The following is a 22,707-nucleotide window of genomic DNA, read 5'->3' as shown; positions in this document are numbered from 1 at the left end:
CCACTCTACCGGCTGATAACCAAAGTCTGTTTGTTCTTTTGGCGTAAGCTATATTCCTCAATATCAGGACCATTAAAGTGATGAGCTTCAATAAACCGCTCGAGTAAACTGATCGCCTCATCAAGGACCGCTTTTTCTTTGTCAAGACGCTGACGCGTTTCTATCAGATACGTCTCTCGTTTTAATAAGGCGTGTTTCTCTTCTTCAAGGATCGCTTCATTTAGCTCTTCATCCGATAGATTAAGCGGTGGTTGTTGATACAATTGCTTAAATGCGTCGATGTCACTTTCAAGGTGACCCATCGCTTTATTTAAGGCCGCTTCTTGTTGTTTTAACTTTTTACCAACATCGACAAGTGCGTCATTGATTGTGTTTATCTCTTCTTTCAGTTGTTGTAAATACCGTTCCCCGTCAACTGGGAATGTGACCGTTTCATCAAGCGCGTCATAGTCTTTTTTCATGTTCTCTATCGCATGTTCATAGCTTGTGCGTTTTTCTTTCGCATGCTTGGCCTTTAGTTCCCACTCATTTCGCGTTGAGTTAAACTGATTGAGCTGCAGTTCAAGATCATAAATGGCGCGTTTAATCACCGCTTCTGAGTCATCGGTATAAATGGCCTCTTCATTTTTTACATTGATAAAGTCCGCACTATTTTCGACCATTTGTTTTGTCGTTTTTAATGCTAATATCCGGTCCCCGAGCTGACGCTTGTCCTCGTCTAATCGCGCGTGACTGTCTGTTAGCCTCTGGAGACGTTTGTCTACCTCGTTTAACTCCTGAACGTACGTCTTTAACTCGGCCTTTTTTTCTTTAATAACCTCTTCATAACTTAACCCTTGGCGGCCTTTAATTAACTTCTGATGGATAAAATCTAATTTTTTCTCCGCTTGATACACATCAGCTTCTCGTTGCGTTACTTTTCTCAACAATTGGTCACGCTTTGCTTCAATTGTTTTGAGTTGCTGTTTCTGTTGGGTCACTTGTTTCGTTGCTTCCTGTAACTGCTCAGTTACGTCTTTAAAAGCGTCAAACGGATAATCTTCAATAAATTGTGTGAACTGACGATAAACGGCCTCGGTACGCTCAATGTCACGTTCCTTTTCTTTTCTTCGTTCCGTGAACGTTTTCGCATGACTGATAAGTTCTGTCTTCCAATCCGTAAAATGCGCCTCATCTAAGTTCTCTTCCCAGTGTGCTGGTTGAATGGCTTCTACTTGTTGATTTTGTTGTAACGCTTCTTCGGTTGAAAGTACCGTGACCGGGAAAATTAAACGGTCCTTCATTTCTACAATTTTGCGCTTCACTTGTTCTTTAAGTGATTGCTGGGTCACAATCACTTCTGGCCAAAGATAGTGAGAAGTGACAGACGCTCTTTCGGCATCTTCTAACCTTGAGATAAATTCTACCCCCGTCTCAATATAGCTGAAACTCACTTTCCATTTCTCCACCGCATCATGTAAGACGGGATCGGCAAAGAAGCGGGTTTGGTGTTGATAAAAGTCAACGTACCGGTAACTGAGTCGTTCTTTTTCAATTAAGCGTTCTTTCTCTTCTCTTTGTTGATAAAGGAGATGCGTAAACGTATCATAAATAGACGCTTCTTTTTCATATAGACTACTCAGCCTTTTCCATTCATGACGCATCGCAGCTAATTGATCGATCACCACCTGCTCTTTTGTTTCAATCGTCTCTTTTTTCTCCTGCCAGATCGTTGCTTGTTTAAGTGCCTCTGCGAGTGTGTCTCTTGTTAGTTTTTCTTCTTTTAAGGCTAAGTCGTCTTTCTTTAATTGACTGAGCGCTGTTTTATTGTCAACGATTGACTCATCAAGCACGACTTCTTCTTGTTGCCAGTTGGCGACTTCTTCTTTTAAGACCGCATCATTGGGCTGACTTAAGATGTCTTGTTTAATATGGTCAAGGTCTTCTTCGCGCTGACGAATCAGGGTCTCGGCTTCTGTTATTTGTTGGTTGAGTGTCTTCTCGTCATCAACCGCACGTAATTGTTTTTGTTTGAGGCGTTCAAGTTCACGTTCAAGCGGTTGTTGTTCGTGAGTTAATCCGGTTAACTCCTTCTCATAGTCCTCGAGTAACGTCAGATAATACCCTCTTAGGGCACCCTTTCGTTCCGTTAGCTTCTCTTCTAAATCGACTTGTTCATCCGACCGGTCTTGCTGACGGAGTTGGTCATCAATATACGCGAGCTCTTCATCGATTGTCTTCTTTAACTGTTTTGTTTTCGCATAGTCAAGATTGACAGACGTCTTCTTTGTCTCTATACGTTTTGTTTCAAGCGAGGCTTGTTGTTCAAGCAAGGTATCCACCGCTTCTTTTAGTTGTTTCTGGTCATATTCTTTACGCTGAATCTCCAGACTCTTTTCTTTCATACTAAGGGTCCGCTGGTCTTGTTTTAAGGCATCCATGTGCTGATCATTGTCACTTAAAGCGTTCTCTAACTCTGTGGCATTACTTTTAGCATGTAAGTAGACGCCTTTTGTTTGTTGTTTGGATTCAGTATAGGCTGTTTCTGATTGATGGAGTTGTTCATACACTTTTGTATACACAGTGAGTGCTTGTTCAATATCTTTTGTTTCTTCGATTGTTTCTTTTAACCGTTTATATTCTTTTAAACCGTCTTGTTGTTTAAAGAACAGATCACTAAACGCTGCTTTATTGTGCCCTTCAATCGCATCTTCGACGGTTGGAATCAGTAACCGGTCGAACAGTTGATTGGTCGTTTTACACTCATCAAAAAATGCCTCAACCCCACCTTCGGTACTATTAATCTTGACAATACTTTCCCATTCACTTTGAATGATGTGGTACTGATCTTCAATGTATTCCCGGAAAGCTTTGATCGTTTGAAACGTTTTTGCGGTCAGTGATTTTTCTTTCATTTGACTATAATAATCGACGATTTCCCCGCGTTCGGTCACACGTGTGCCGTCTTTTGTTTCTTTTGTAAAAGGGATGTCTTCTATCCGGTTCGGATCATGTTCATCATACTCATACACGTAGCGTACCGACTCCAGTCCGTGCTTGGTCATAAATAACGTCACGGCGGTCACGACGTAGCGTCTCGGTTGGTCATGATCAATCCACTCAATCGCAATATGTGCAGGGGCTTGGTCTAAAACAAGCGTTTGTTTAATTTTACGATCAGCTAAATCGACGTGCGGGAAAATTGCTTGTAGAGCGGTATGAATAAGCACCGTTTTCCCACCACCATTTTCGAGCACAATCGCCCCGTTATGTCCATCAAACATAAACGTTTCATCATGATAACGCTTGTTTCCTTCTTCGTAGACAACGTTCGTTAATCTAATCTTCGAGATCGCTGGCATCGTGATCCTCCTCACTAAATTGATACAGGAAGGCAAAAATCCCTTTGTTGTATTCCACTTCCATAAAGTAACTTTCTACAATTGTTTTGGTTTTCTCGGTAATAGTAAACTCATCTGGACCAACTTCTTTTAATAGACCTTGATCGATTAAGAAACGGGTCGTTGTATCGATAAAACTTAACCGACTAATCGTATTGCCGGTTTGTTTTTTCGCACTTTCTTTAATGTCGTCCATGTCTTGCCACTTTTCAATAATTAAGCGCCAATTATAAGAAAACTCTTTTTCTAATTCAATCAAACGTTCCTCACTATGGCTCGTCAAAAGGTCGATTCGTTCTTGAATCAGTTTAATCCACTCATCTGACGGCAAGAAATCACGGGTGACGGTCGTTGATTGATAACTGTCATAAAAAGCACCCATAAAGATCAGTGAGGCGAAGTAAAGTAAATAAAGGTCAGCATTCGTTGCATTCGTTTTTAAATAATTGCGCTTTAACCAGTCATTACTCACATGAAACGGTGAGAGCCTGGATTCTGGTATGAGATAAAGCGCATCCCCTGCCGTTATAATGACACAATCAACTTCACGACTATAAAGATCTAATAAGGACCGAATCGTCTCATCGGCCCGGTAAACTTTCGTTGCCTCATCATAGACGACACCGTCTCGTTGCAAGGTCATATACATATGAAAAGCCTGGATCACTTGTTGTTCACTATAATGCATCAGTTGTTCCCTCCGTTAACTTAAACGTAAAATCTTGAATCGAATAGCGTGTCGTTTTTCTAATAATCGCTGGTCGCTCTATCAATGATAACGTCTGATGCCCAAGCAGATGCAAGGCATCCGTGAGCACCGTTTGCCTTTCATCTTCTAGGTCACTATTAGAAACAGGTGAGCGCTGGTGTAAGATTAAAAAGAAATGATAAAACGCTTTTGATTGATACAGATTAACATTGCGGGTATTTTGATCATCAATATAATCTGACAACGTCGTCACCTGCCGGGTCGTCATTGCTTCAAGTAAATCTTGCATGAGCGCTTCATAGTAAGCAGTTGTTTTTTGTAAGTAAGGATCATCCTTAAAGTCGACTATTTTATACGTGTCACTATCTGACGGTGTGTCTTTTTGTTCAATGATCGCTTGTTCAGCCATAAAGGTTAGCGGTGAAAAGCGCGGATTCGTTTCGACCTGTAAAAACGGTGCCAATACCCCGGTCATCGCTTCAAGTGGTAACGGTTCTGAGAAGATTTTAGCGTTAATATCGGTATCGAAGTTAAAGACATCGACTCCGGTATAATAAATCGATTCTTGCGCCTTCACTAACGTTGTGTTTTTAAGTTCCCACGTTTGATTTAACAGACCTGTATGCGTGTAGTGCACCGATTCTAGTTCACTCGCAATCTTAATAATCAACCCGTAAGACTCGCGTTCTTTAATATGTAAATCTTTTGCGTAGAGGCGGTCTTTTGTTTCTAGGACAAATTGGCGTAACGTTTGAAACTCCTCTTCTTCGCGCTCAAGCCGAAGATAAATATCATCCAGCAGTTGTTTATAACGTTCAAACGTTTCTTCTGAAATAATGCTTCGACTAATTTCATGTTTTAATTGATCGAGCCGGGTATCAAGTGACTCGACATCAATCCGCATTTCATTGATTTGTCGAAGCGCACCTTTATATTCGCCTTTTTCAAGTTGTTTTCTTAACATCAACTGATTAATCGATAATTGAAATTCACTATAAAACTCTTTTGTCGCAAAGATCAGTTCTAGACCATCTTCATCTAATGTGTAATATTGGCGTTGTTGTTCCCGGTCAAAATGATCACTCTTTAAAATCGAATAAGTGAGTGCCGTATCGGTCTTTGTCTCCCAGTCAAAGGCAGTATATTGACGTTTCACCCCGGTTTGAGGCCGGAAGGTCTCAATGATGACTTGAACAAGGCGACTAAGTTGACGGTCATCGATGCGGTACGTTGTGTTTGTCATCTCTTTTAAGAAGTCAGCGACATCTTCACGTGACGTTTTATAATGGCGTAGTAATTTTTGTTCAAAGAAAAACAGTAACGTCAATAACCCGAGTCCCTTCATATCAATCGGCTGATTATCTTGATCGCGTTCGCGTTTACGGTCTAAGTCATATAACGGATCAAATAACGCTAACCGGCGCAGGCGTTCTTTGTATCCGGATGTGACATCGGTTAAGTTAACGAATCCCATCGTGATTCCCTCCAAATCGTTTGTAGTTCCTCTGTCGTTAAAATCTCTTGCGGGTAGTAGTACCTGCTGTTTAGGGCAGCGGCAATCTGGTGCTGACTTGTTTCATCAAAGACTTGTAGAAAGTCAGTCAGTGCTTGTTCACGCACTTGGTGATGTGTTTTTCCTTTGGCTTGTGCTTTTTCTAAGCACGCCTGATAGAAAGGCACGGCAAGTGTCATGTCTCTTTTTTGATTCAGTAAGTGCCAAATGTAAATACCTTCTCGGTCAATATCACCAAAGTAATAAAACTGATGCTTACCACTGACAGGAAACTGATCATCAAAGAGGCTAACGCTTGATAGAATCGCTTTTCCTTGGCCATAGATAAGTGTTGAAAAGTTTGTCTCGACTAAGGCCGGTAGTAAGCTATGAAACGTCGCTTTATTTTCAACGATTAAATGTCGGTGAACAGACGTAGTTAATTGATGCGGATTGATGGCCATACTAAGCGGATCCGCCACTGAACGAATATTAAACTGATCATATAACCGAACCCTTTTTAGTAATTCTCGTCCACCTTGTTCATCGAGCCACTTTTCATCACGCATGAGTAAAAAGCTCACTTCAGGAGACGATTGGTCACTATCAGGGAAACCATGTGTTTGAAGATACTGATCAATTTTTATTAACGCTTCTAAATCCTGTTCAAATACCTGTTTTGATTTAGTGTAGTAATCATCTAAGTTGATTGCTGGATGAAACATGCGGCGATAGTGCTGCAATGTATCAATCACCGTGTCATTCAACCGTTGTCGGTTAAGGCGGTAACCGAGGGCGAGTGATAATTGCCGGCTCGTACGTCCTTTTGATTTAATCGGAAGCAGTACTTCACGTGACTCTAATTCAAGGACCATTTTACTGAACGATTCATAAGAATCGACAAAAGGTGTCAGCAACGTTTCTAATGTCCCTAACGACAGTGTCTGTTTTTTATATGATTTGAGCACGTCATAAACTTGTTTCATTTTGTTCACCTATCTTTGTCTTGTTTCTTCTATTGTACAAGATATATTTAAAGAGAACATCATTTACTGCGTCATTCATTCACATTTTAACAAAAAGTTACTTCTATCCTTCACGCTTAGTTAGTTTTAAGTTTAAAACAAAAAAACAAACATTCAGGGCAGAATTAACATCTACTTGAATGTTTGTTTAAGATATAATATGAACATGTTTGTAAGAAAACGTGCCTATAACACCCTCATAAAACCGTGATTACCCGTTACTCTTCTTCCAAGATGCGCTCAAATTCATTTGCGTCAACACTTTTTATATCTTGAATATATAGTTGATTATTGATCAAACCAGGATTCGTTTGAATAAGCAAAAAGTTATCTTCATACTCAAGCAGCGTATATTGACTGATTTTAAGCGGACCTCCCCCTGAAAAATAGTTTTGAAAAGACTCAAAGTCACTTTCTGATATAGAAGCATTTGGAGCGATTAAGCCAGATAAGTCTTGACTAATCAACATCTGTTCCGTTAGATCTACACTTGTTTTCGGCTTGTTGTCAACATACAAAAACCAGCCCCACGAACCTAGTAATAACAAAGTATAGATCATCGTCATAGTCGTTATCTTTTTCATAAACATCTCCCTTCCTCTAGAAAGGATAGTCATATACTCCAGTTATAATTAATTGACAGTAACTCCAAACGGGGACACATTAAGGTCCAGATACTCAATCCCATGCTCTAGCCAGGCTGCTTTTATTTGTTTAACGGTCGCTTTATCACTGACAAAACCGATGCCACAATCGCCACCACCAGCACCAGATGTTTTAAAGGCACCTGTTTTTGCGCTATCGATTAATGTTGTAAGTGTCTCTGTTTCAATCGGCACATCGGTTTTTTCTTGGAGCGCTCTAAGCAGTTGACGATTGGCGCGAATGCCTTCTAGTACGCCTGTTTGATTGTTGTCCTTAAAGCTTTCGCGTAAAGCTTCCACAATCGTGTCCGTCTCGGCTAAAAAGGCTTGATAAAACGTGAGATTTGTTTCTTTTAATTGTTGGAAGCGTTCGATGAACGGTTTCGTTTGTGCTTCTTCCTTTGTCCAACCGACCATAAAATAAAGACTCGTTGGGACCGTCAGTCGCTCAATTTGAAGGTGTGGCCAGTCCATTTGGACAAGTTCTTTTACCGGAACGTTGTTTGATAAGGCATCTGATAAAAAGTCAAAATCAAAACTGCGGTAATAGACGAGACCACCATAGACACTTGCCGCAATATCGGCACATGAACCATTGCCTTGCGCTTTAAAGTGAGCAATACTTGCGAGCTTAAAAATCGTTAACTTATCGACGGCTTGTTTATCGCCGCACTGGAGTAGTGCTTCTGTTAGTGCGACCACAAAAGCGGCACTTGAGCCGAGTCCATATTTCTTGCCATCGTCATGGTCAAGATCACTTGTCACAAAAATATGGGCCGGCGTATCTGCCCCCTTATATTGATAGATTGTTTTCATCACCGATGCAAAAAAATGCAGACGGTCATCATGGACCGATAACTTAAACTTATCATCATCAAATCGCCAATGAATATCGGTGAGTCCAAGTTGCGGTAAATCAATCCGCTTTAAATGACTCGACTGAATATCAACTGATAAATAGCGGTCAATCGCGGCCACAATACTCGGTTGATTTGGTGCGGTAATCGCATATTCACCTGCGATAAACAATTTCCCTGGTGCTTGAATAGTATAACGATGTGCGTTCATAAACGCTGCCCCCTTATTAATCGATATAACGGATACCTGGTCCAACACGACATGGATAAATCTCTTTCACCACATCGAGTGATTTGAGTTGTTTCTCTATCTCTTTTTCTTTTTTAGGTGTGGTGATGACTTTAACATTTGGTCCAGCGTCAATCGTGAAGTAACACTCAAGACCTGATTCACGCATCGCTTGGACTTCTTCCATCACTTTTAACGTGGCACTTTGCCAGTAAAGAAACGGTGGGTTGGCCCCGAGTGTTGTCGCATGCATTTTGAGTGCATTGTATTCTAAAATCTCCCCCATGCGGGTAAAGTCTTGATTGATAATGGCATCTTTTATATTGGCAAGATCTTCCCCAACGGTATCAAGCCAGCCCTGGTAAAATGGTGAGGTTTCAACGGTGCGCTTCATGCCTTCACGACTAAGGATTTTCTTTTGTTCGGTCGAGACTTCCACTGATAAGACCGAGACGTCAAACGTGCCTTCTGGTAAGATTTGTTTGGCATAAGAATCAAGTCCATCCTCTCGCTCACCCATCTGCCACTCAACAAAACCGCCGTAAACGGACCGACTAGCGGAACCTGACCCTTGTCGGGCAAGAATCGATAACTCTTCTAATGTTGCCTCAGTTCCGGCCGCTTTTACGGCCGCTGCCGCTAGTGCGCTAAACCCACTCGCTGATGAGGCAAAGCCGGCGGCTGTTGGAACATGATTGATCGACTCTACCCGGCAAAACCGCTTTTCACCCGTAAAGGTTCTGACTTTATCTAAAAATTTACTAATCTTGATGCGTTCTGTTTCACTGACTGGTTGATCGTTCAAGGTAAACGTATCTTGGTCTAACACTTCATCAAATTCTACTGACGTATCAGTATAGAACTGATCAAGGGTGATTGATAGACTGCTATTCGTTGGTAAAAACAGTGTCTCATCACGCTTTCCCCAATATTTAATAAGAGCGATATTCGTGTGTGCACGTGCTGTTTTTTTCATCTGTTTTCACCCCGTTCGTTAGTTGAATATACCATGTTTCTTTTGCGCCTGCCTCTAGTAAAGCTTGTTCCACAGCTAAGGCTTGTTCTGTGGATGCGGTTAAAGCAAACATGCACCCTCCCCGGCCACCACCGGTTAATTTCGCACCTACAGCCCCGTTACTGAGACTAATATCAACGTAACGGTCTAATCCTTCATCACTCACCCCGAGTGCTTTTAGCTTGTCATGCGAGGCAGTAAGGACGTGACCGAGAGCTTTTAAGTCCCCCGTTTTAAGCATTGTGCGGGCATCTTCTGTTAGTTTTTCGAGGTCTTCTAACAGTTGATTCGTTGTGTCCGGTTCACTTTGCCTGCGCGCGTTAACGGCGCTCACTGCCGCATGAGTATCCCCGATCCTTCCGGTATCGGCGACGATGATATTTAAAGGTTCTTTTACCTCAATCGGCTCAACCGCCTGATCTTTAATAAACCAAATCGGCTCATCACTGATAACCGCTTCCCGGTCAATCCCACTTGGCGTACCGTGCGCATACGTTTCTGATAAATCGACAAGTTCACGGAGAACTGGTAATGAAAGATCCGCTTTAAAATAATCGAAAATCCCGCGGGCTAAACTTGCCGCAATTGACGCGCTAGACCCGAGACCACGGCCAATTGGAATCGTTGACGTTAACGTCAATGTAAAATCTTTCACTGGTTGGTTATTGATCTGACACGCTCTCTCAATCACGTGTCTCAGTCCTTGTAATTTATCGGGTAACTGTGCTAATTTCCCGTTATAAAAATGGCTTGCTAACGTTACGGCGCCAGTTGATGGTGCCACCTTGACCTCACTAAAGACCGCTTCAAACGGTAGCGCAATCGCGGGCTTCTGGTAGACGACGCTATGTTCACCGATAAGAATCAATTTACTATGTGCTAAGCCTACACCGAGGCGTTGTTTGTTTGTGACCATATTTGTCTCCTTTTTTCTTTGATGTCTCTATTAAAATAAACTAATCAGCCATGGGGCCGCATACAGTACCATAAATTGGACGCCGTAATTCATACCAAGTCGATGAAAATACCCCGCCACAATGGCGACAAGACCGACACCAAAGACATTGAGTAAGCCACCATCCATAAAGCTAAGTAAGACGACGAGTCCGATAAAAAGTGCAAGTAGGGCTTCATGTGGGACATATTTAAACACGACATAACAAATCGCTTCAGCATATTTGACGATAATAAAGTAGGTAATGACAATCGCCACCGTTGCCCCAATGAGCGTGGCGATAATAAACTCAGGCATCGACAGGGCATGGTGCATATTATACGCTTCGTTAAAGACAGGTGGGGCATTAAATAGGGCTCCACCTGGTCCAATCGCTACCGGTGAGAGCGGGACGCCTAAGGCAATCAAGGGAATTAAGGTCCCGGCGATATAGGCGGCATTTGTTAGAGCGTCCATACTACTGATCGCAAGGCTCGCTTTTCTGACCGGGTCTTTCACCCGACTCGAAATAACTTCACCTAAGAGAATTGTAATCCCGACTGGACTTAATATAAATAATAATGAACCAAACACACTAGATAACGTACTCCATGTTAATTCTTCTTTCGACAGAATTTTAAATGGGTCGAGTGTTTCTACATGTTGTTGGTAACGTAGTTTCACTTCTTTTGTTTGGTGTTTTTTTATGGTTGTGCGTTTATCTGTATTAAACAATTCAAATAAGGTCAGTAAGACTGGCCCAATCGTAATCCCTAAGAAAAACGACGTAAAAACCGTTTGGCCTTCTGGTACAACCCCTGTTGCCCAGTACAGTTCCCTTAATCCTTGGATGAGGAGGGCAAACGGTAAAATCGCCAGTAAGCTGACGAACCGTTCTTTTGACATGAGTGCTAAAAAAATCGCGCCAAAGAAAAAAAGTGGGTTCGCATATGTCTTGACGATATCGGCAAATGGCAACAGTTGTTGCGCTAACAATAGACTCAGCGGCACACTAATGAGCGTCCCGATAACTGAGCCTGAGGCCATTTTGCGAATCGCCAAATCGGCGCGGTTATGTTTTTTTAACACGAGCGCGTGTTCGACCATCGGCGCCGCCATAACACCACCCGGAATGCCGCGACCGCGACCGGTATTGAGTCGGTAAGTTTTTTAGCGACAATCGCGCTAATAAAAAATGTTAAAATAATGATCGGTGATAAGCCGGTTAAGACTAAAACAAGTGTTACCGGCGCCAGTACCGCTGTTTCATCAGTCCCAGGGGCAATACCAATCACTGTATAGATCAGTGTCCCAGCAACGGCCGCAATAAGTAGTTGCATAATCAGTAACGGGTCCATTTACTTTTCCCCCTTACTTTTGATTAGCATGACGGTTCGTTTTGGTTTGATTAAAAAGATACTTAAACTAAAACCTAACAGTGCACCAACTAAGCCGAAGATCAGCGGAAAAGGTGCTTGGTTAGGCGCTAAAACACATAAAGTCATGGTGAGGGTGACAGTTATGATGATGGCTAACACTAAATCGTGAACATCAATCACATCTTCCCACACTTCAATGAGCTCTTTTGATGATTCCGTTAATAGTGATGGATCATTCTGTTTATTTGTGGTCATATTAAATTCCTTCCTAAAAAAGACTCACACTGTTGTAAATTATAAGTGAATGTGACAACCGATTCAATATATCCTGCGATATTTCCTTTATTTAATACTCTCATCATACGTAATTTATCATTAAAATGATAGACTTTTGTTTCCATTTACTATCAACATCACCTGAATTCACACGACAAAAAAGAAGCATCAACTGTTTTACCTCAAAGAGGTAGAAACTGGTGACACTTCTTGATTATTTAACTCCACAATTCAAGGAACAGTCTATAATAGTAATCCTGTTATTTTCATTAAGACATATAGCGGAAAGCTTGAGTAAGCGTCTGTTTTTATAAAAATGCTACTCCTCTAAACTTTCAATATTCGTTAAATTAATGGCGGCTAAAGCTAAAAACAAAATAATCACACCGATTGTATACAAAACGATTATGCTAAAACTGATAAACAACATACCGTTCATTATAATAAGTATAGCAACGATAGGGATAATCACTAACACTATTGAAACAATAAAATTAATGAATGACGCAATAACCTTGCCAATCTTAGCACCAATAATCTCCTCAATATAAATACTTACATACGTCATCATTACTTTTATTAACGTTTGAGCGATAATCGCACCTACAATTTGCCAAAGAGGCGCGCGCATAAGTATTCCCGCTGGTACTGCTAATAAAATAGCACGAATAAAGGATAAGATATTTTCTAGTAGAGTCGCACGAAATAACTTATTAATAGAGGAATCAGGCATAATAAATATATAGTAATTTTCAAATTCATTTTTCCAACTTGATCTCGTTTTAATAAAGACCGTTAAATACATACCAATAGCCACAATAATTTCAAAGAAATATTCAGACGTGATAAAATCATTAAAAAAGACCGAAGCTACTCCCAATCCGATTCCAACAACAAGGTATACAAAATCCTTAAGAGATAAGATAATCTTTTTGGATCTTCTAAGCTCAGTCATTTGTTTATGAAAGATAACCTTTGCGTATAACCCTTCCAACCTTCCTTTGTAGTCATATCTCTTTTTCTTTCTTCCGAATATTTCTGATATTGTAATATTACCCTTTTTACTTGCGATGTGACTAACATGTTTAGAAAAAGATAACGCATCTTCATAATACTCTCCTTTACATACCATTTTATAAGCAACGTACGCGAGATAAATGGACGAGATAAAGTAAAGCCCTGTTGATATTAACGTATAAGTTGTTGGTCCTAATATCATTAAATTAATCCACCCTAATTGCCATCCGAAAACCGGAAACATTAAAACAACTGGTGAAGTGATGACTGAAGTAAGATAAGAAAAATCAAATCCAGCTTTTATCGTTTGACTGATGACAATCGTAAGTAAAAAAACAGTAAACAGAGCTAAGAGCGAATAGACGATCTTTTTAATCAGTTGTTTTTGTTTGATTGTTATGTCCTCACTCGCGTACATGATCATTGCTAAACTGTTTCTTAGCAAATTTGAAAACACCATATTGACAGCTATTAAAACAACCGTCGTTAGTAAAGAGATGTTAAACACGAAAAAGGCAGCAATAAAAATCATAATTTGCATGACCATATTAATAAATATTTCTTTAGATAAACCATAGATAATTGCTTGTTTCGGTGAAGTTGGACTGGCTAAGATGAAGTTAATATCTTGGTTCTTAAAGTTGATTCCTTTTCTTTTAAAATAAGATAAGGTCATTGGTAAAACAATGTATAACGTTCCGATACTCGCAATTAAGACAAAGCCTTCCTTATTTTTTAAACCGATATCCGTCATCAATTGCTCCACTATGAAAGGTATCATAAGATAGTAAATAACGAGAAGTAAAATGCCAAAAGCTTTTAATGGTCTTTTAAGTGTTTTTTTAAAACTATTTATAACCGACCTTTTCATCAAATACCGTAAAGACTCATTCATCGGTATCACCTGTTATTTCAAAGAAAAACTCTTCTAAAGCGCGATGATTTGTTTCTAATCGCGTAACATTATCAATAACTTTCCCCTCTTTCATAATAATCACCCTATCCCAAAGATCTTCAATCATTTCAATCATGTGCGTGCTTAATAATACAACTTTATTGGCTTCTTTTAATTCAATGATTAATTTTTTTATCTCTTTAATCGCTTTTGGATCAAGGCCCATCATTGGTTCATCAAACACAATCACTTCCGGGTTGACAATAACTGCCGAACAGATACTGACCTTCTGCATCATACCTTTAGAAAGTTCATCTCCTAATTTATCTTGTTTATCAACTAGATCAAATCTTTTTAATAACGTTTCAATTTTTTCTTTATTAACGCTTTTACCATATGCTAAAGACATATATTCAACATGCTCACGTACAGTAAGTAGCGGAAATAATGCTGGAATCTCTGGTACGTAAGATAAAAGCTTCTTGGCTTCTATACTTTTATTATCATACGAACCAATCGTTACTTCCCCATTAAACCTCAGCAGACCGACAATACTTTTAATTGTTGTGGACTTACCTGCACCATTGGTCCGACCAAAACAGCAATTTCTCCTTTGGAAACGTCAAAATTCACGTCATCCACTGCTGTTGTTCTTTTGTATACTTTGCTTAGACTAGACACTTTTAACATTAAAAAATCTCCTTTTTTACGAAAAGAATGAACTTTCTTACGTTTTAAATAATAGCGTAAATTTCCAAAAGATACAAATAGCTTCCTAATACGTATTCTTCCTAAAAACAACTTTTTCAATCAGTCATAGATCAGCAAGTTAATTAATTTTACACAACCTGTTTAAATTGTTGTTGCACAAACACAGACCCGATTATCCTAATGAAATATTTTGTCATTTATTCACATTAACTTTTTGTAGTATGTCTTTACGCGACACTCTAACTATATAATGACTTCCTTTCGTCGCTACAAAAAAATTACCCTCTTAATATTGAGATGGTGACATCACGCCATCAAAAACTATATTGATTGACTTTAAGAAGATTCTACTCCACATACTAATCAATTTATTCTAGTAAGGTCTGTCACTGTAAAAAACACTTGAATGATGACTATCTTTTAATGTCATCACTGTTATCAGACAACGTTGATAACAGAAAAACAAAAAAAAGCGGCAAACTAATCCCTTTTAAAAAGGTATAAATAGCTTGGCGCTTCTTAACTATGTCACCGATCTAAACTTCTCTGTTTTCGCTTGATGTTTTAACTCAGCGAGATATTCGGTCAAATCATAGATGTTAGTGAAAGTGTGATTACGATTATTCACAACGACACAGGTGATTGTCATTAGCGGGAATGTTTGTCTGTCTCCGCATCGGTCCTGACCAATGAGACAACCATTTGCTTGATCTACGTCAGAATAAAACAACGCGGCGTGGTCTTTAAACTGTTGCGTGAGTGTGTGAAAATATGATTCTGTCACCGCTTCGTCTAGGGCAACGACAAAATCGTCCCCACCTACACGACCAATAAATTGATGTGGAAAAGTCGTTTTAAGTAGGGTTGCTAGAAACCGAATAACCCGGTCACCGTTTTCAAAACCGTAGCAATCATTAAAGGCCTTAAAGTGATCAATATCGATATAAGCCACACTTGCCGGTTGAGGGTTTAATATAACTGTTCTAACTGTTGTTCCACAATTAAATTCCCTGGTAGCCCAGAGAGCGGGTTTTGGTGTTTAGCTGAGGTGATTTCAATTTCCATCGACTTTTGTAGTAAGTCTTTAATTGTGACTGTACCGATAAAGTCATCAGCTTTTGTGACGACGATACAATCATACAGCTGATGATTCGGTCTTGCCATCGCGACCGCTGACACTTCGCTGATGGATAAGTTACTATCCACTCTAAGAAAACTTCAGTCCATGACCTCACTGATTGGCTTGTTTTGGTAGAGCGTATAGCCATACATACTGCTTAATTTCACCCCAAGCTTCTCAGGTGTCACAATCCCGACAGGTACATTCCCTTCAATGACAGATAACCCAACATGATTAGGATGCGCCGCAAAGAACGCTTGAATCACGGCTACTTTTTCATATGGAGAGACAGTATCTGTCAGTGAAGAGATATGTTCAATCTGCATGTGCGGAAGCTGATGGGTTAAGGACATGTTTTTTCTGATTCAATGTGATAATTCTATTAATCAATGTATCTGCGACATCAAGAATCGCTTCGGCTGGCCTTTGAATAAGATAACCTTGCCCGTAATGGACACCTAAATCGATTAAAGCTTCTAGTTCAACATTTGTTTCAATGCCTTCAGCGATTAAGGCGATATTCGTGATCTTTGTGACTTCAACCATGCCTTTCACGATGGCATACTTAATATTGTCTTGATCAATCCCTCTGATGAGTTGTTTATCTAACTTAATATAATGGGGATTAATTTCACTGATTAGATTTAGACCCGAATAACCCGCCCCGGCATCATCAATCGCTATTTTAAAGTTTTGGTTTTTGTAGTGGGTCATCGTTGACTGAAAGCTATCAAAATCCGTAATCATATCGCGTTCGGTAATTTCAAAGATGACATTGTTTGACGTTAAGTTAAATTGTTTCAAGAAGCTTTTCGTAAACCCTTTACTAAAAGCATCGTCATGCATAATGTTTGGGTTCACGTTTAAAAACAGCTTTTTACTATACGGCGGAATCATAAAGCGATAAGCCGCATCGAAAGCCGTTTTCCGGCACAACATTTCAACTTCCCATAATCGATTGTAGTGAGTAGCGACCTCAAACAACAGACTGGGGTTATCAATCTCACCTTCACACGTGATCCGACTAAGGGCTTCATGACCTAATACACGTCCATCTCTTAACGATATAATCGGTTGAAACACTGTTTTTACTTGTTCATTATCAATGATGTTAGTTAAATTATCGATTATTTTCTGTGACATAATTTTAATAATTCCCTTTAGTTTTTATACCATCATAACAAGTCTTTGTATCAATCCTATTGGTTTTGTGTTAAAGGTCTGTAAAGTTTCACTATGCCATATAAAATCTACTATTACCTCTGCTTTATAAAGTGAAAAAAGCTACTTTTCGTCCACTCTTTTTCAATAGAAAAGTTGTTAAGCAAAGACACGATTCCTTTGAATATTGAAAAACCAAAAATAACCCCGATAAAATTAAAAATGACATCATTAATATCAATAATTCTTTCTGTGTATCCTGTAAGCATGCCAATCGTCAATTGTAATCCTTCTAATAATAATGGTAAAACTATCGCCCAGATCACAATAGTCTTTTTACTATTGATTCTTTTAACGAAAGGAAGTAAGAAACCAAAAGGCATGGTCATTACCACATTTAAAAAGGCATTCATTGGTGCGTGCGTCATTTTATTAAATGGAATGAAGTTAATTCGAGAAATGACTGAATGACTTTCTACAAATTCAGGTATGTATACAATCGGAAATTGCGTATATTTTATCAATAGGCATATATAGATATAAAACAATGCGAAAAAAACAGTAAAGTAACTATTCGTTTTTAATTTGTATATCATGAACACTAGCGTCAAAATTAGAATAACACCTGCCAATATAATGTATGGACCATCAAAATATATCCTCATAACCCTTCCACCTTCTTTAGAAATTCTGCCTGTAACCAATATTAACAATAGCTAAACATTAACGGTAATATATACCTTCGTCAGTTAGGTACCAAGCCTATGTATCAATCCCACTGCCTTTGTGTTAAAGGTACGTAAAGTTTCGCTCGGTGTTTGTCTTTAATATTAAACCTTAGTCATAATCAATTCCGTGTGACTCCTAAGTTTTATTTTTCCGGTAAATCCAGTGAGTCGTGCTACAAATAGATGACTTAAATCGCTATTGAATCCTTGGTAAATTCTATTTCAATAGCTTAATTTGGATAACGCCCATCATTGTATTGTGGTTCGACAAGGTCTTCACTAAAACCCTCAATGTTTTGTTTTTCAGGTTGAGTCTCTACTTGTGCATGAACATTTAAAATTAACAATGAAAAACTAACGGTTACCAAAAAAGTTCTTATTTTTCTCATTGCCATCCAACTCCCTTTTTAAATAGTTTACCTTTATAACTTTGTCGGTTTGCTTGGCGTTTGTATGTCCGACCATAGGATACTAACCTCTAAGTAGTTAGTAACCTAACCGAAGGTTACAACATAGTTGCTCTGGAATAACTATTGCGAGGATACATGAATTTTTAGCCATATACAAAATGACATTTCTTAATCTAATTCTAATAGTTTTCGTTGTATTCTCGTAATAACATCTTTGTTTCATTCGATAAGCTTTAATTCATATTCCTCTACATTCTCATAATTATATTCCGTTGAAAAAGTTAATACCTCTATTAATATATTTTCATCGGTAAAGCTACCCATATATATTTCAGGTAAATAATTTTCTTGATTTTCTGAATCGATGAATGTCTCACTAAATGTATCGATTCTATTTACAGACAAAAATTCTTTTTTGTTTAATTGATTACTATAAGTGAGTGAAACTTTTGTCACAGCAGAGAGTTCATGCGTAAGTATATATAAGTCAACTTTTTTGGGTGAGTCAACATTGTCTCCGATAGCATCCGTATTATCGGAGATCCATTCGTCTCTAGACGGATAGGCTGTTATAACCGGTTCACCAAGGTTCACATCATTATAGGTGTCACTCAAATGATTATATAGCCTTCGATGTCACATTAAATTGTTTATAAGTGGTATTATTTAAAATAGCTTGATCGCTCTCATTATAAGAGCATCCGATAATTGGTATAATCAATAACAGCCATATGAAATATAAATATTTTCGCATTTACTTCAACGCCCCGTTTATCATTAATATATTTTTTCCTCGCCTAAGGTCAATTACAGATTAACATTAAGGGAAACAAATGTGTATTGGGAAATAACCGTGTTTAAAAGTTTGAAAATGTAAGATTTTCTTAACATTGTTTCCTGTTGTAACTGTTAAATTTATCTCAATCATGTTCATGTATGGTGACGTATCTATTTAAGATAATGTTTCACATTATCAAGCACCGAACATTTTCTTCCTTTATACTATGACTCGTTCTTTGTTAAAATAGTCATACAGGCACAAATCAATTCATCATTAAAATATCTTAACCCAAGGAGGTGCTTCTATTGTCCAGTGGTCGTCAAATTAAATTCCATCGCCAAGCTAAACATATGACCCAACAACAGTTAGCTACCGGCATCTGTTCCATTCCGTATTTGAGTAAAATTGAGAATGATATTGTCACACCAAGTAAAGAAATCTACCGATTACTGGCTGAACGTCTAGACATTCAGTCATCATCACTTAGCGATCACGCCCATAAGGATCGTTACCGGTTGTTAAACAAGATGAACCAATGGCACGCCAGCATGGTTATGCAACACGTTGAAAAATCAAAAGAACTTTATCAAGAAATCTCAACCGACGTGGCGGCTGTTACAGACCATGATCTATTAATCCCTTATAAGATTTTTTCACTTCGCTATTATTTGTTGATTAGGCAATTAGATGAAGCGGACTTGTTGCTTGTCGATTTAAACAAACATCAAGTGTTCTTTACTGAGGTACAAAACCTGCATTATTATAAATTCTTAGGTATTTACTATAATAGTAAGGGCCAATTAACCGATGCCCTGAATTCCTTAAGGCATGCTGAGGATATTAACAGTCAGTTACATATCGCGGACCCAGAACTCGAGTTTTACTTAGCCATGGTGTATAGCCGAGTAGATAAAATACCTGATTCTATTACGCATGCGCATAACGCCCTTGACTTATTCCAGAAGCATTTTAATTACACGCGCGCATCTGACTGCTGCCTCATATTAGGTATTAGTTTTAACTTGGTCGGTAGTTACGATAAAGCTGAGTATTATATTAAAAAAGTCCTGTCCTTTAATGAATCAACCGATCATCAACAATGGGCTTATATTTATCATAATTTAGCTTTTATTCACTACAACACAGCTGACTACCAAAAAGCACTAAAAGAAATTGATCAAGCGATTGCTTATGAAAATAACGATAAGGAAAACATCCCTGCCTTTCATTTGAAGGCGATGATTCTTATTGAAAAAGGAGATCTTCAAGCGGCTGATATGCTTGTAGAAAAAGGGCTAGCGCTTGCTGCACGGTATAATAATCAAAAATTCGAATACAAGTTCTTTATGTTGATGTTGCGACTACATCCTAACCGAGACGAAAAAATCACCCTCGCAAAAGTCGAACACGACATTATTCCTTACTTTAAAGAGCACGGTGATTTTCATGAGTACCGAAAAGCACTGAACTTAGTCGGTGATTACTATTATAAATATCGGGCTTATAAATCCGCCGCTGAATTCTACAAAGAAGCGTCACTCACACTGATCAATAATCATAATATGTTTAAAGAAGTCTAGACCATGCCATTGGTTTAGACTTTTGTTGTTTTAAGTAGCTAATCATCAAAACCTTTTTCAACCATGCTTATATCAAACATAAGTGATTTCAACAAGCCTTTTTAACGGATAAGTTAATTAGGCAAGTTGTTAAACTATTTTCACACTCAACGCGAGAAAATCATCGTAAGTTTCCCAATACCATGAATGTAACGGTCGTGCTATCCTTAAATCAATAGCGCTAAAGCTGTATTCGCCAGATAGTTACGGTGCAAAAAAGACAGAAAAGGTGAGAGAAACATGTCCGTTATGAAGACTTATCAATCAAACACGCCTATACCTATGATTCATATAAACGTTCGTTCATGTAGATCAAAATCTCTTATCTCTAAAGTTAAAGTTGTTGATTATTATGAATAAAGAGCCACTGGTAAAAAACAGGTCAATGATTGTTATGACTGCCATTTTAATTATTTACGCTTGTTCATTTATCGTTATTTTCATTAAGGCCTTTATCACCGGCCACTTTCTTATGATCGTACCCATTCTGTTGTTAAGTGTTGCGGTTTGTGCCACACGGTTAACAATAAAGACGTCTAGACATCTTTCTACAAAACGCCATATATCTTACGGATATACATTACGTAAGCGTCGACATAAATGGCATCAGTCATTAGATTCATGACCGGCGTTATTTAAGGCTTGTTTAAATAGGACTTATCATGTGAAAGCATCTTTTTAATTTTTCAAAAAAACATGTTATGATAGGAAGGCAGGTATATGTATACCTAGCGATACACTCCGTGTATTAATACGAGGTATCATCCTAAGGAGGAAGCTCACATGAAAAAAACTTTAACACTTGCAGGATCAGATTCTAGCGGTGGCGCTGGCATCCAAGCGGACTTAAAAACGTTTCAAGAACATAATGTTTATGGTATGACTGCCATTACGTCTATTGTGGCAATGAAGCCCGGGACTTGGGCGCATGACGTTACCGCCATTGATGTCAATATCGTTGAAAAACAATTAGATACAATTTTATCTGTCGGCATTGATGCGATGAAGACAGGGATGTTAGGTTCTGTTGATATAATTGAACTTGGGGCGAAAAAAATCAAGGAACACGGTATTGATCGTGTCGTTATTGACCCGGTAATGGTATGTAAGGGTGAAAATGAAGTATTACAGCCTGAAAACACTGACGCGATGCGCGAGTTATTATTACCTCTTGCAACAGTGACAACACCAAACTTATTTGAAGCAAGCCAACTGGCACAAATGGATTCCATCCAAACATTAGATGAGATGAAAGAAGCCGCACAAAAAATTGTCGACCTAGGGGCGAAAAGTGTCGTTATTAAAGGTGGAAAAGCCTTTATGAATAAAGAAGCGATTGACCTATTCTATGATGGTCAAGAATTTGTTGTATTAGAAAAAGAAAAACTCCAAACAAGCTATAACCACGGGGCAGGTTGTACGTTTGCGGCAGCCATCACCTCAAACTTAGCCAATGGTGACTCAGTAAAAGAAGCCGTCACAAAAGCAAAAGATTTCGTTCATGCGGCGATCAAGCATGGTTTTAAATTAAATGACTTTGTCGGTCCTGTCATGCACGGGGCTTACAACCAAAAATAAGCACAAATCAAATTGATTTAGCTAAAAGTCACTGCCTGGCAGTGGCTTTTTTTCTTGTCTCACCTGATAAATGCTTGTATATACTATATTAAAGTCCCGTCTTGGTAAGTGACATATCTGTGTTTCATTCACGCATCAAGGGGTATGAGTATAAGAAAGACAAAGGTTTTTCATCATAAACACAAAGAAAGGAATGGTTTGATTGCCTTATACAAAAAATGATTATCCCTCTGCTTTTAAGAACTTTGACGAACCAAAAAAGCTAAAAGCCATCGAGATCACGAACCAATTACTTGCGGACGGTTATGACAAAGACGAAGCGATACCGATTGCCATCAGTCAAGCAAAAGATTGGGCCAATCAGGCATCAGCTGAAGAAAAGAAAGACATGACAGATGTCAGTAAAAAAGCACTCAACAAATCGCCATCAAGTAATTCACGTCCTGAACTAACAGATCATGCCGTTGATATTCTACCAGACGGCAATCAGTGGCAAGTGAAAACACGTGGTGCGAAACAAGCAAGTGATGTGTTTGATCTAAAAAAAGACGCCATTGCTCGTGGAAAAACCATCGCAAAAAACAAACAGACAAAGCTCATCATCCACCGGAACGATGGTACGATTGAAAAGACTTACGCTTATAAGGAAGCTTAACCCTAACCCATTTAACATAATAAAATACCCTACAGAAAAAAACCAAGTCACATTCGACTTGGTTTTTCATCTATCATGACAGAGATACTCAG

At 38.8% G+C, this 22,707-nt stretch carries 24 protein-coding genes; 3 read left to right on the top strand and 21 right to left on the bottom strand.

The window, feature by feature from the left end; genetic code table 11:
- Nucleotides 1-5 precede the first annotated feature (5 nt).
- The 21 genes from JCM19043_RS05680 to JCM19043_RS05595 form a co-directional block, all read right to left on the bottom strand.
- Nucleotides 6-3,341: a hypothetical protein gene (locus JCM19043_RS05680; RefSeq protein WP_062320755.1), complete on the bottom strand. Its 3,336-nt coding sequence runs from the start codon at nt 3,339-3,341 to the stop codon at nt 6-8.
- Nucleotides 3,319-4,068, bottom strand: a complete 750-nt coding sequence (locus JCM19043_RS05675; protein ID WP_062320753.1) for a DUF6063 family protein — start codon at nt 4,066-4,068, stop codon at nt 3,319-3,321. Before JCM19043_RS05675 ends, JCM19043_RS05680 begins: the two co-directional genes overlap by 23 nt.
- A complete protein-coding gene (locus tag JCM19043_RS05670; RefSeq protein WP_062320751.1) occupies nt 4,058-5,563 on the bottom strand; it encodes a hypothetical protein in 1,506 nt (501 codons plus the stop codon). The genes JCM19043_RS05675 and JCM19043_RS05670 overlap by 11 nt, the downstream gene beginning before the upstream one ends.
- Entirely contained in the window at nt 5,545-6,567 is a 1,023-nt protein-coding gene (locus JCM19043_RS05665) for a Wadjet anti-phage system protein JetD domain-containing protein (RefSeq protein WP_062320750.1), read from the bottom strand. Before JCM19043_RS05665 ends, JCM19043_RS05670 begins: the two co-directional genes overlap by 19 nt.
- 257 nt (nt 6,568-6,824) lie before the next feature.
- Nucleotides 6,825-7,190: a hypothetical protein gene (locus tag JCM19043_RS05660; RefSeq protein WP_146949228.1), complete on the bottom strand. Its 366-nt coding sequence runs from the start codon at nt 7,188-7,190 to the stop codon at nt 6,825-6,827.
- Between the two features lie 48 nt (nt 7,191-7,238).
- Nucleotides 7,239-8,318: a phosphomevalonate kinase gene (locus JCM19043_RS05655; protein WP_062320746.1), complete on the bottom strand. Its 1,080-nt coding sequence runs from the start codon at nt 8,316-8,318 to the stop codon at nt 7,239-7,241.
- 16 nt (nt 8,319-8,334) lie between these two features.
- Entirely contained in the window at nt 8,335-9,312 is a 978-nt protein-coding gene (gene mvaD, locus JCM19043_RS05650; protein WP_062320744.1) for a diphosphomevalonate decarboxylase, read from the bottom strand.
- Nucleotides 9,269-10,267, bottom strand: a complete 999-nt coding sequence (gene mvk / locus JCM19043_RS05645) for a mevalonate kinase (protein ID WP_062320742.1) — start codon at nt 10,265-10,267, stop codon at nt 9,269-9,271. Before mvk ends, mvaD begins: the two co-directional genes overlap by 44 nt.
- A 30-nt stretch (nt 10,268-10,297) precedes the next feature.
- Nucleotides 10,298-11,404, bottom strand: a complete 1,107-nt coding sequence (locus JCM19043_RS05640; RefSeq protein ID WP_369813782.1) for a tripartite tricarboxylate transporter permease — start codon at nt 11,402-11,404, stop codon at nt 10,298-10,300.
- Entirely contained in the window at nt 11,368-11,643 is a 276-nt protein-coding gene (locus tag JCM19043_RS18685) for a hypothetical protein (RefSeq protein ID WP_369813781.1), read from the bottom strand. Before JCM19043_RS18685 ends, JCM19043_RS05640 begins: the two co-directional genes overlap by 37 nt.
- Nucleotides 11,644-11,919: a hypothetical protein gene (locus JCM19043_RS05635; protein ID WP_062320740.1), complete on the bottom strand. Its 276-nt coding sequence runs from the start codon at nt 11,917-11,919 to the stop codon at nt 11,644-11,646.
- Between the two features lie 340 nt (nt 11,920-12,259).
- Complete coding sequence (locus tag JCM19043_RS05630; protein WP_062320738.1) at nt 12,260-13,852, bottom strand: putative ABC exporter domain-containing protein; 1,593 nt, start codon at nt 13,850-13,852, stop codon at nt 12,260-12,262.
- Nucleotides 13,845-14,393, bottom strand: a complete 549-nt coding sequence (locus JCM19043_RS05625) for an ABC transporter ATP-binding protein (protein WP_231631422.1) — start codon at nt 14,391-14,393, stop codon at nt 13,845-13,847. The genes JCM19043_RS05630 and JCM19043_RS05625 overlap by 8 nt, the downstream gene beginning before the upstream one ends.
- Nucleotides 14,390-14,542, bottom strand: coding sequence for a hypothetical protein (locus tag JCM19043_RS16750; protein ID WP_197274751.1), 153 nt, complete (start codon nt 14,540-14,542; stop codon nt 14,390-14,392). The genes JCM19043_RS05625 and JCM19043_RS16750 overlap by 4 nt, the downstream gene beginning before the upstream one ends.
- 544 nt (nt 14,543-15,086) lie before the next feature.
- Nucleotides 15,087-15,539, bottom strand: a complete 453-nt coding sequence (locus JCM19043_RS05620) for a diguanylate cyclase (protein ID WP_082394442.1) — start codon at nt 15,537-15,539, stop codon at nt 15,087-15,089.
- Nucleotides 15,533-15,769 (bottom strand): hypothetical protein, encoded by a 237-nt coding sequence (locus tag JCM19043_RS05615; protein WP_062320733.1) that lies wholly within the window; start codon nt 15,767-15,769, stop codon nt 15,533-15,535. The genes JCM19043_RS05620 and JCM19043_RS05615 overlap by 7 nt, the downstream gene beginning before the upstream one ends.
- Before the next feature lie 12 nt (nt 15,770-15,781).
- Entirely contained in the window at nt 15,782-16,009 is a 228-nt protein-coding gene (locus tag JCM19043_RS05610; protein ID WP_062320731.1) for a hypothetical protein, read from the bottom strand.
- Nucleotides 15,999-16,826: an EAL domain-containing protein gene (locus tag JCM19043_RS05605; protein WP_062320729.1), complete on the bottom strand. Its 828-nt coding sequence runs from the start codon at nt 16,824-16,826 to the stop codon at nt 15,999-16,001. Before JCM19043_RS05605 ends, JCM19043_RS05610 begins: the two co-directional genes overlap by 11 nt.
- Before the next feature lie 113 nt (nt 16,827-16,939).
- Nucleotides 16,940-17,440, bottom strand: a complete 501-nt coding sequence (locus JCM19043_RS05600) for a VanZ family protein (protein WP_231631421.1) — start codon at nt 17,438-17,440, stop codon at nt 16,940-16,942.
- A gap of 362 nt (nt 17,441-17,802) precedes the next feature.
- Nucleotides 17,803-17,967: a hypothetical protein gene (locus tag JCM19043_RS16310; RefSeq protein ID WP_156321345.1), complete on the bottom strand. Its 165-nt coding sequence runs from the start codon at nt 17,965-17,967 to the stop codon at nt 17,803-17,805.
- A 234-nt stretch (nt 17,968-18,201) separates the two neighbouring features.
- Complete coding sequence (locus JCM19043_RS05595; RefSeq protein WP_062320725.1) at nt 18,202-18,597, bottom strand: hypothetical protein; 396 nt, start codon at nt 18,595-18,597, stop codon at nt 18,202-18,204.
- 471 nt (nt 18,598-19,068) lie between these two features.
- Between JCM19043_RS05595 and JCM19043_RS05590 the strand changes: the two genes are divergently transcribed.
- The 3 genes from JCM19043_RS05590 to JCM19043_RS05580 all read left to right on the top strand — a co-directional run bounded on the left by JCM19043_RS05590 (nt 19,069) and on the right by JCM19043_RS05580 (nt 22,615).
- Nucleotides 19,069-20,343 (top strand): helix-turn-helix domain-containing protein, encoded by a 1,275-nt coding sequence (locus JCM19043_RS05590; protein ID WP_062320722.1) that lies wholly within the window; start codon nt 19,069-19,071, stop codon nt 20,341-20,343.
- An 822-nt stretch (nt 20,344-21,165) separates the two neighbouring features.
- Nucleotides 21,166-21,960 carry a bifunctional hydroxymethylpyrimidine kinase/phosphomethylpyrimidine kinase gene (gene thiD, locus JCM19043_RS05585; protein ID WP_062320720.1) on the top strand — a complete coding sequence of 265 codons (795 nt, stop codon included), beginning with the start codon at nt 21,166-21,168 and terminating at the stop codon, nt 21,958-21,960.
- A gap of 202 nt (nt 21,961-22,162) precedes the next feature.
- Entirely contained in the window at nt 22,163-22,615 is a 453-nt protein-coding gene (locus JCM19043_RS05580; RefSeq protein ID WP_062320718.1) for a DUF2188 domain-containing protein, read from the top strand.
- Nucleotides 22,616-22,707: the final 92 nt, after the last annotated feature.

The sequence above is a fragment of the Halolactibacillus sp. JCM 19043 genome, assembly GCF_001310395.1.
Classification (GTDB): Bacteria; Bacillota; Bacilli; order Bacillales; family Amphibacillaceae; genus Halolactibacillus; species Halolactibacillus miurensis.
The sequence above is the reverse complement of the archived record's forward strand: the minus strand, read 5'-3'. Positions and strand labels throughout refer to the sequence as shown.

Bases quoted from the DNA above. Each gene is read 5' to 3' on its own strand.
- JCM19043_RS05680 (WP_062320755.1), bottom strand. From the start codon at position 3,341: ATGCCAGCGATCTCGAAGATTAGATTAACGAACGTTGTCTACGAAGAA.
- JCM19043_RS05675 (WP_062320753.1), bottom strand. From the start codon at position 4,068: ATGCATTATAGTGAACAACAAGTGATCCAGGCTTTTCATATGTATATG.
- JCM19043_RS05670 (WP_062320751.1), bottom strand. From the start codon at position 5,563: ATGGGATTCGTTAACTTAACCGATGTCACATCCGGATACAAAGAACGC.
- JCM19043_RS05665 (WP_062320750.1), bottom strand. From the start codon at position 6,567: ATGAAACAAGTTTATGACGTGCTCAAATCATATAAAAAACAGACACTG.
- JCM19043_RS05660 (WP_146949228.1), bottom strand. From the start codon at position 7,190: ATGAAAAAGATAACGACTATGACGATGATCTATACTTTGTTATTACTA.
- JCM19043_RS05655 (WP_062320746.1), bottom strand. From the start codon at position 8,318: ATGAACGCACATCGTTATACTATTCAAGCACCAGGGAAATTGTTTATC.
- mvaD (WP_062320744.1), bottom strand. From the start codon at position 9,312: ATGAAAAAAACAGCACGTGCACACACGAATATCGCTCTTATTAAATAT.
- mvk (WP_062320742.1), bottom strand. From the start codon at position 10,267: ATGGTCACAAACAAACAACGCCTCGGTGTAGGCTTAGCACATAGTAAA.
- JCM19043_RS05640 (WP_369813782.1), bottom strand. From the start codon at position 11,404: ATGGCGGCGCCGATGGTCGAACACGCGCTCGTGTTAAAAAAACATAAC.
- JCM19043_RS18685 (WP_369813781.1), bottom strand. From the start codon at position 11,643: ATGGACCCGTTACTGATTATGCAACTACTTATTGCGGCCGTTGCTGGG.
- JCM19043_RS05635 (WP_062320740.1), bottom strand. From the start codon at position 11,919: ATGACCACAAATAAACAGAATGATCCATCACTATTAACGGAATCATCA.
- JCM19043_RS05630 (WP_062320738.1), bottom strand. From the start codon at position 13,852: ATGAATGAGTCTTTACGGTATTTGATGAAAAGGTCGGTTATAAATAGT.
- JCM19043_RS16750 (WP_197274751.1), bottom strand. From the start codon at position 14,542: ATGTTAAAAGTGTCTAGTCTAAGCAAAGTATACAAAAGAACAACAGCA.
- JCM19043_RS05610 (WP_062320731.1), bottom strand. From the start codon at position 16,009: ATGCAGATTGAACATATCTCTTCACTGACAGATACTGTCTCTCCATAT.
- JCM19043_RS05605 (WP_062320729.1), bottom strand. From the start codon at position 16,826: ATGTCACAGAAAATAATCGATAATTTAACTAACATCATTGATAATGAA.
- JCM19043_RS05600 (WP_231631421.1), bottom strand. From the start codon at position 17,440: ATGATATACAAATTAAAAACGAATAGTTACTTTACTGTTTTTTTCGCA.
- JCM19043_RS16310 (WP_156321345.1), bottom strand. From the start codon at position 17,967: ATGGCAATGAGAAAAATAAGAACTTTTTTGGTAACCGTTAGTTTTTCA.
- thiD (WP_062320720.1), top strand. From the start codon at position 21,166: ATGAAAAAAACTTTAACACTTGCAGGATCAGATTCTAGCGGTGGCGCT.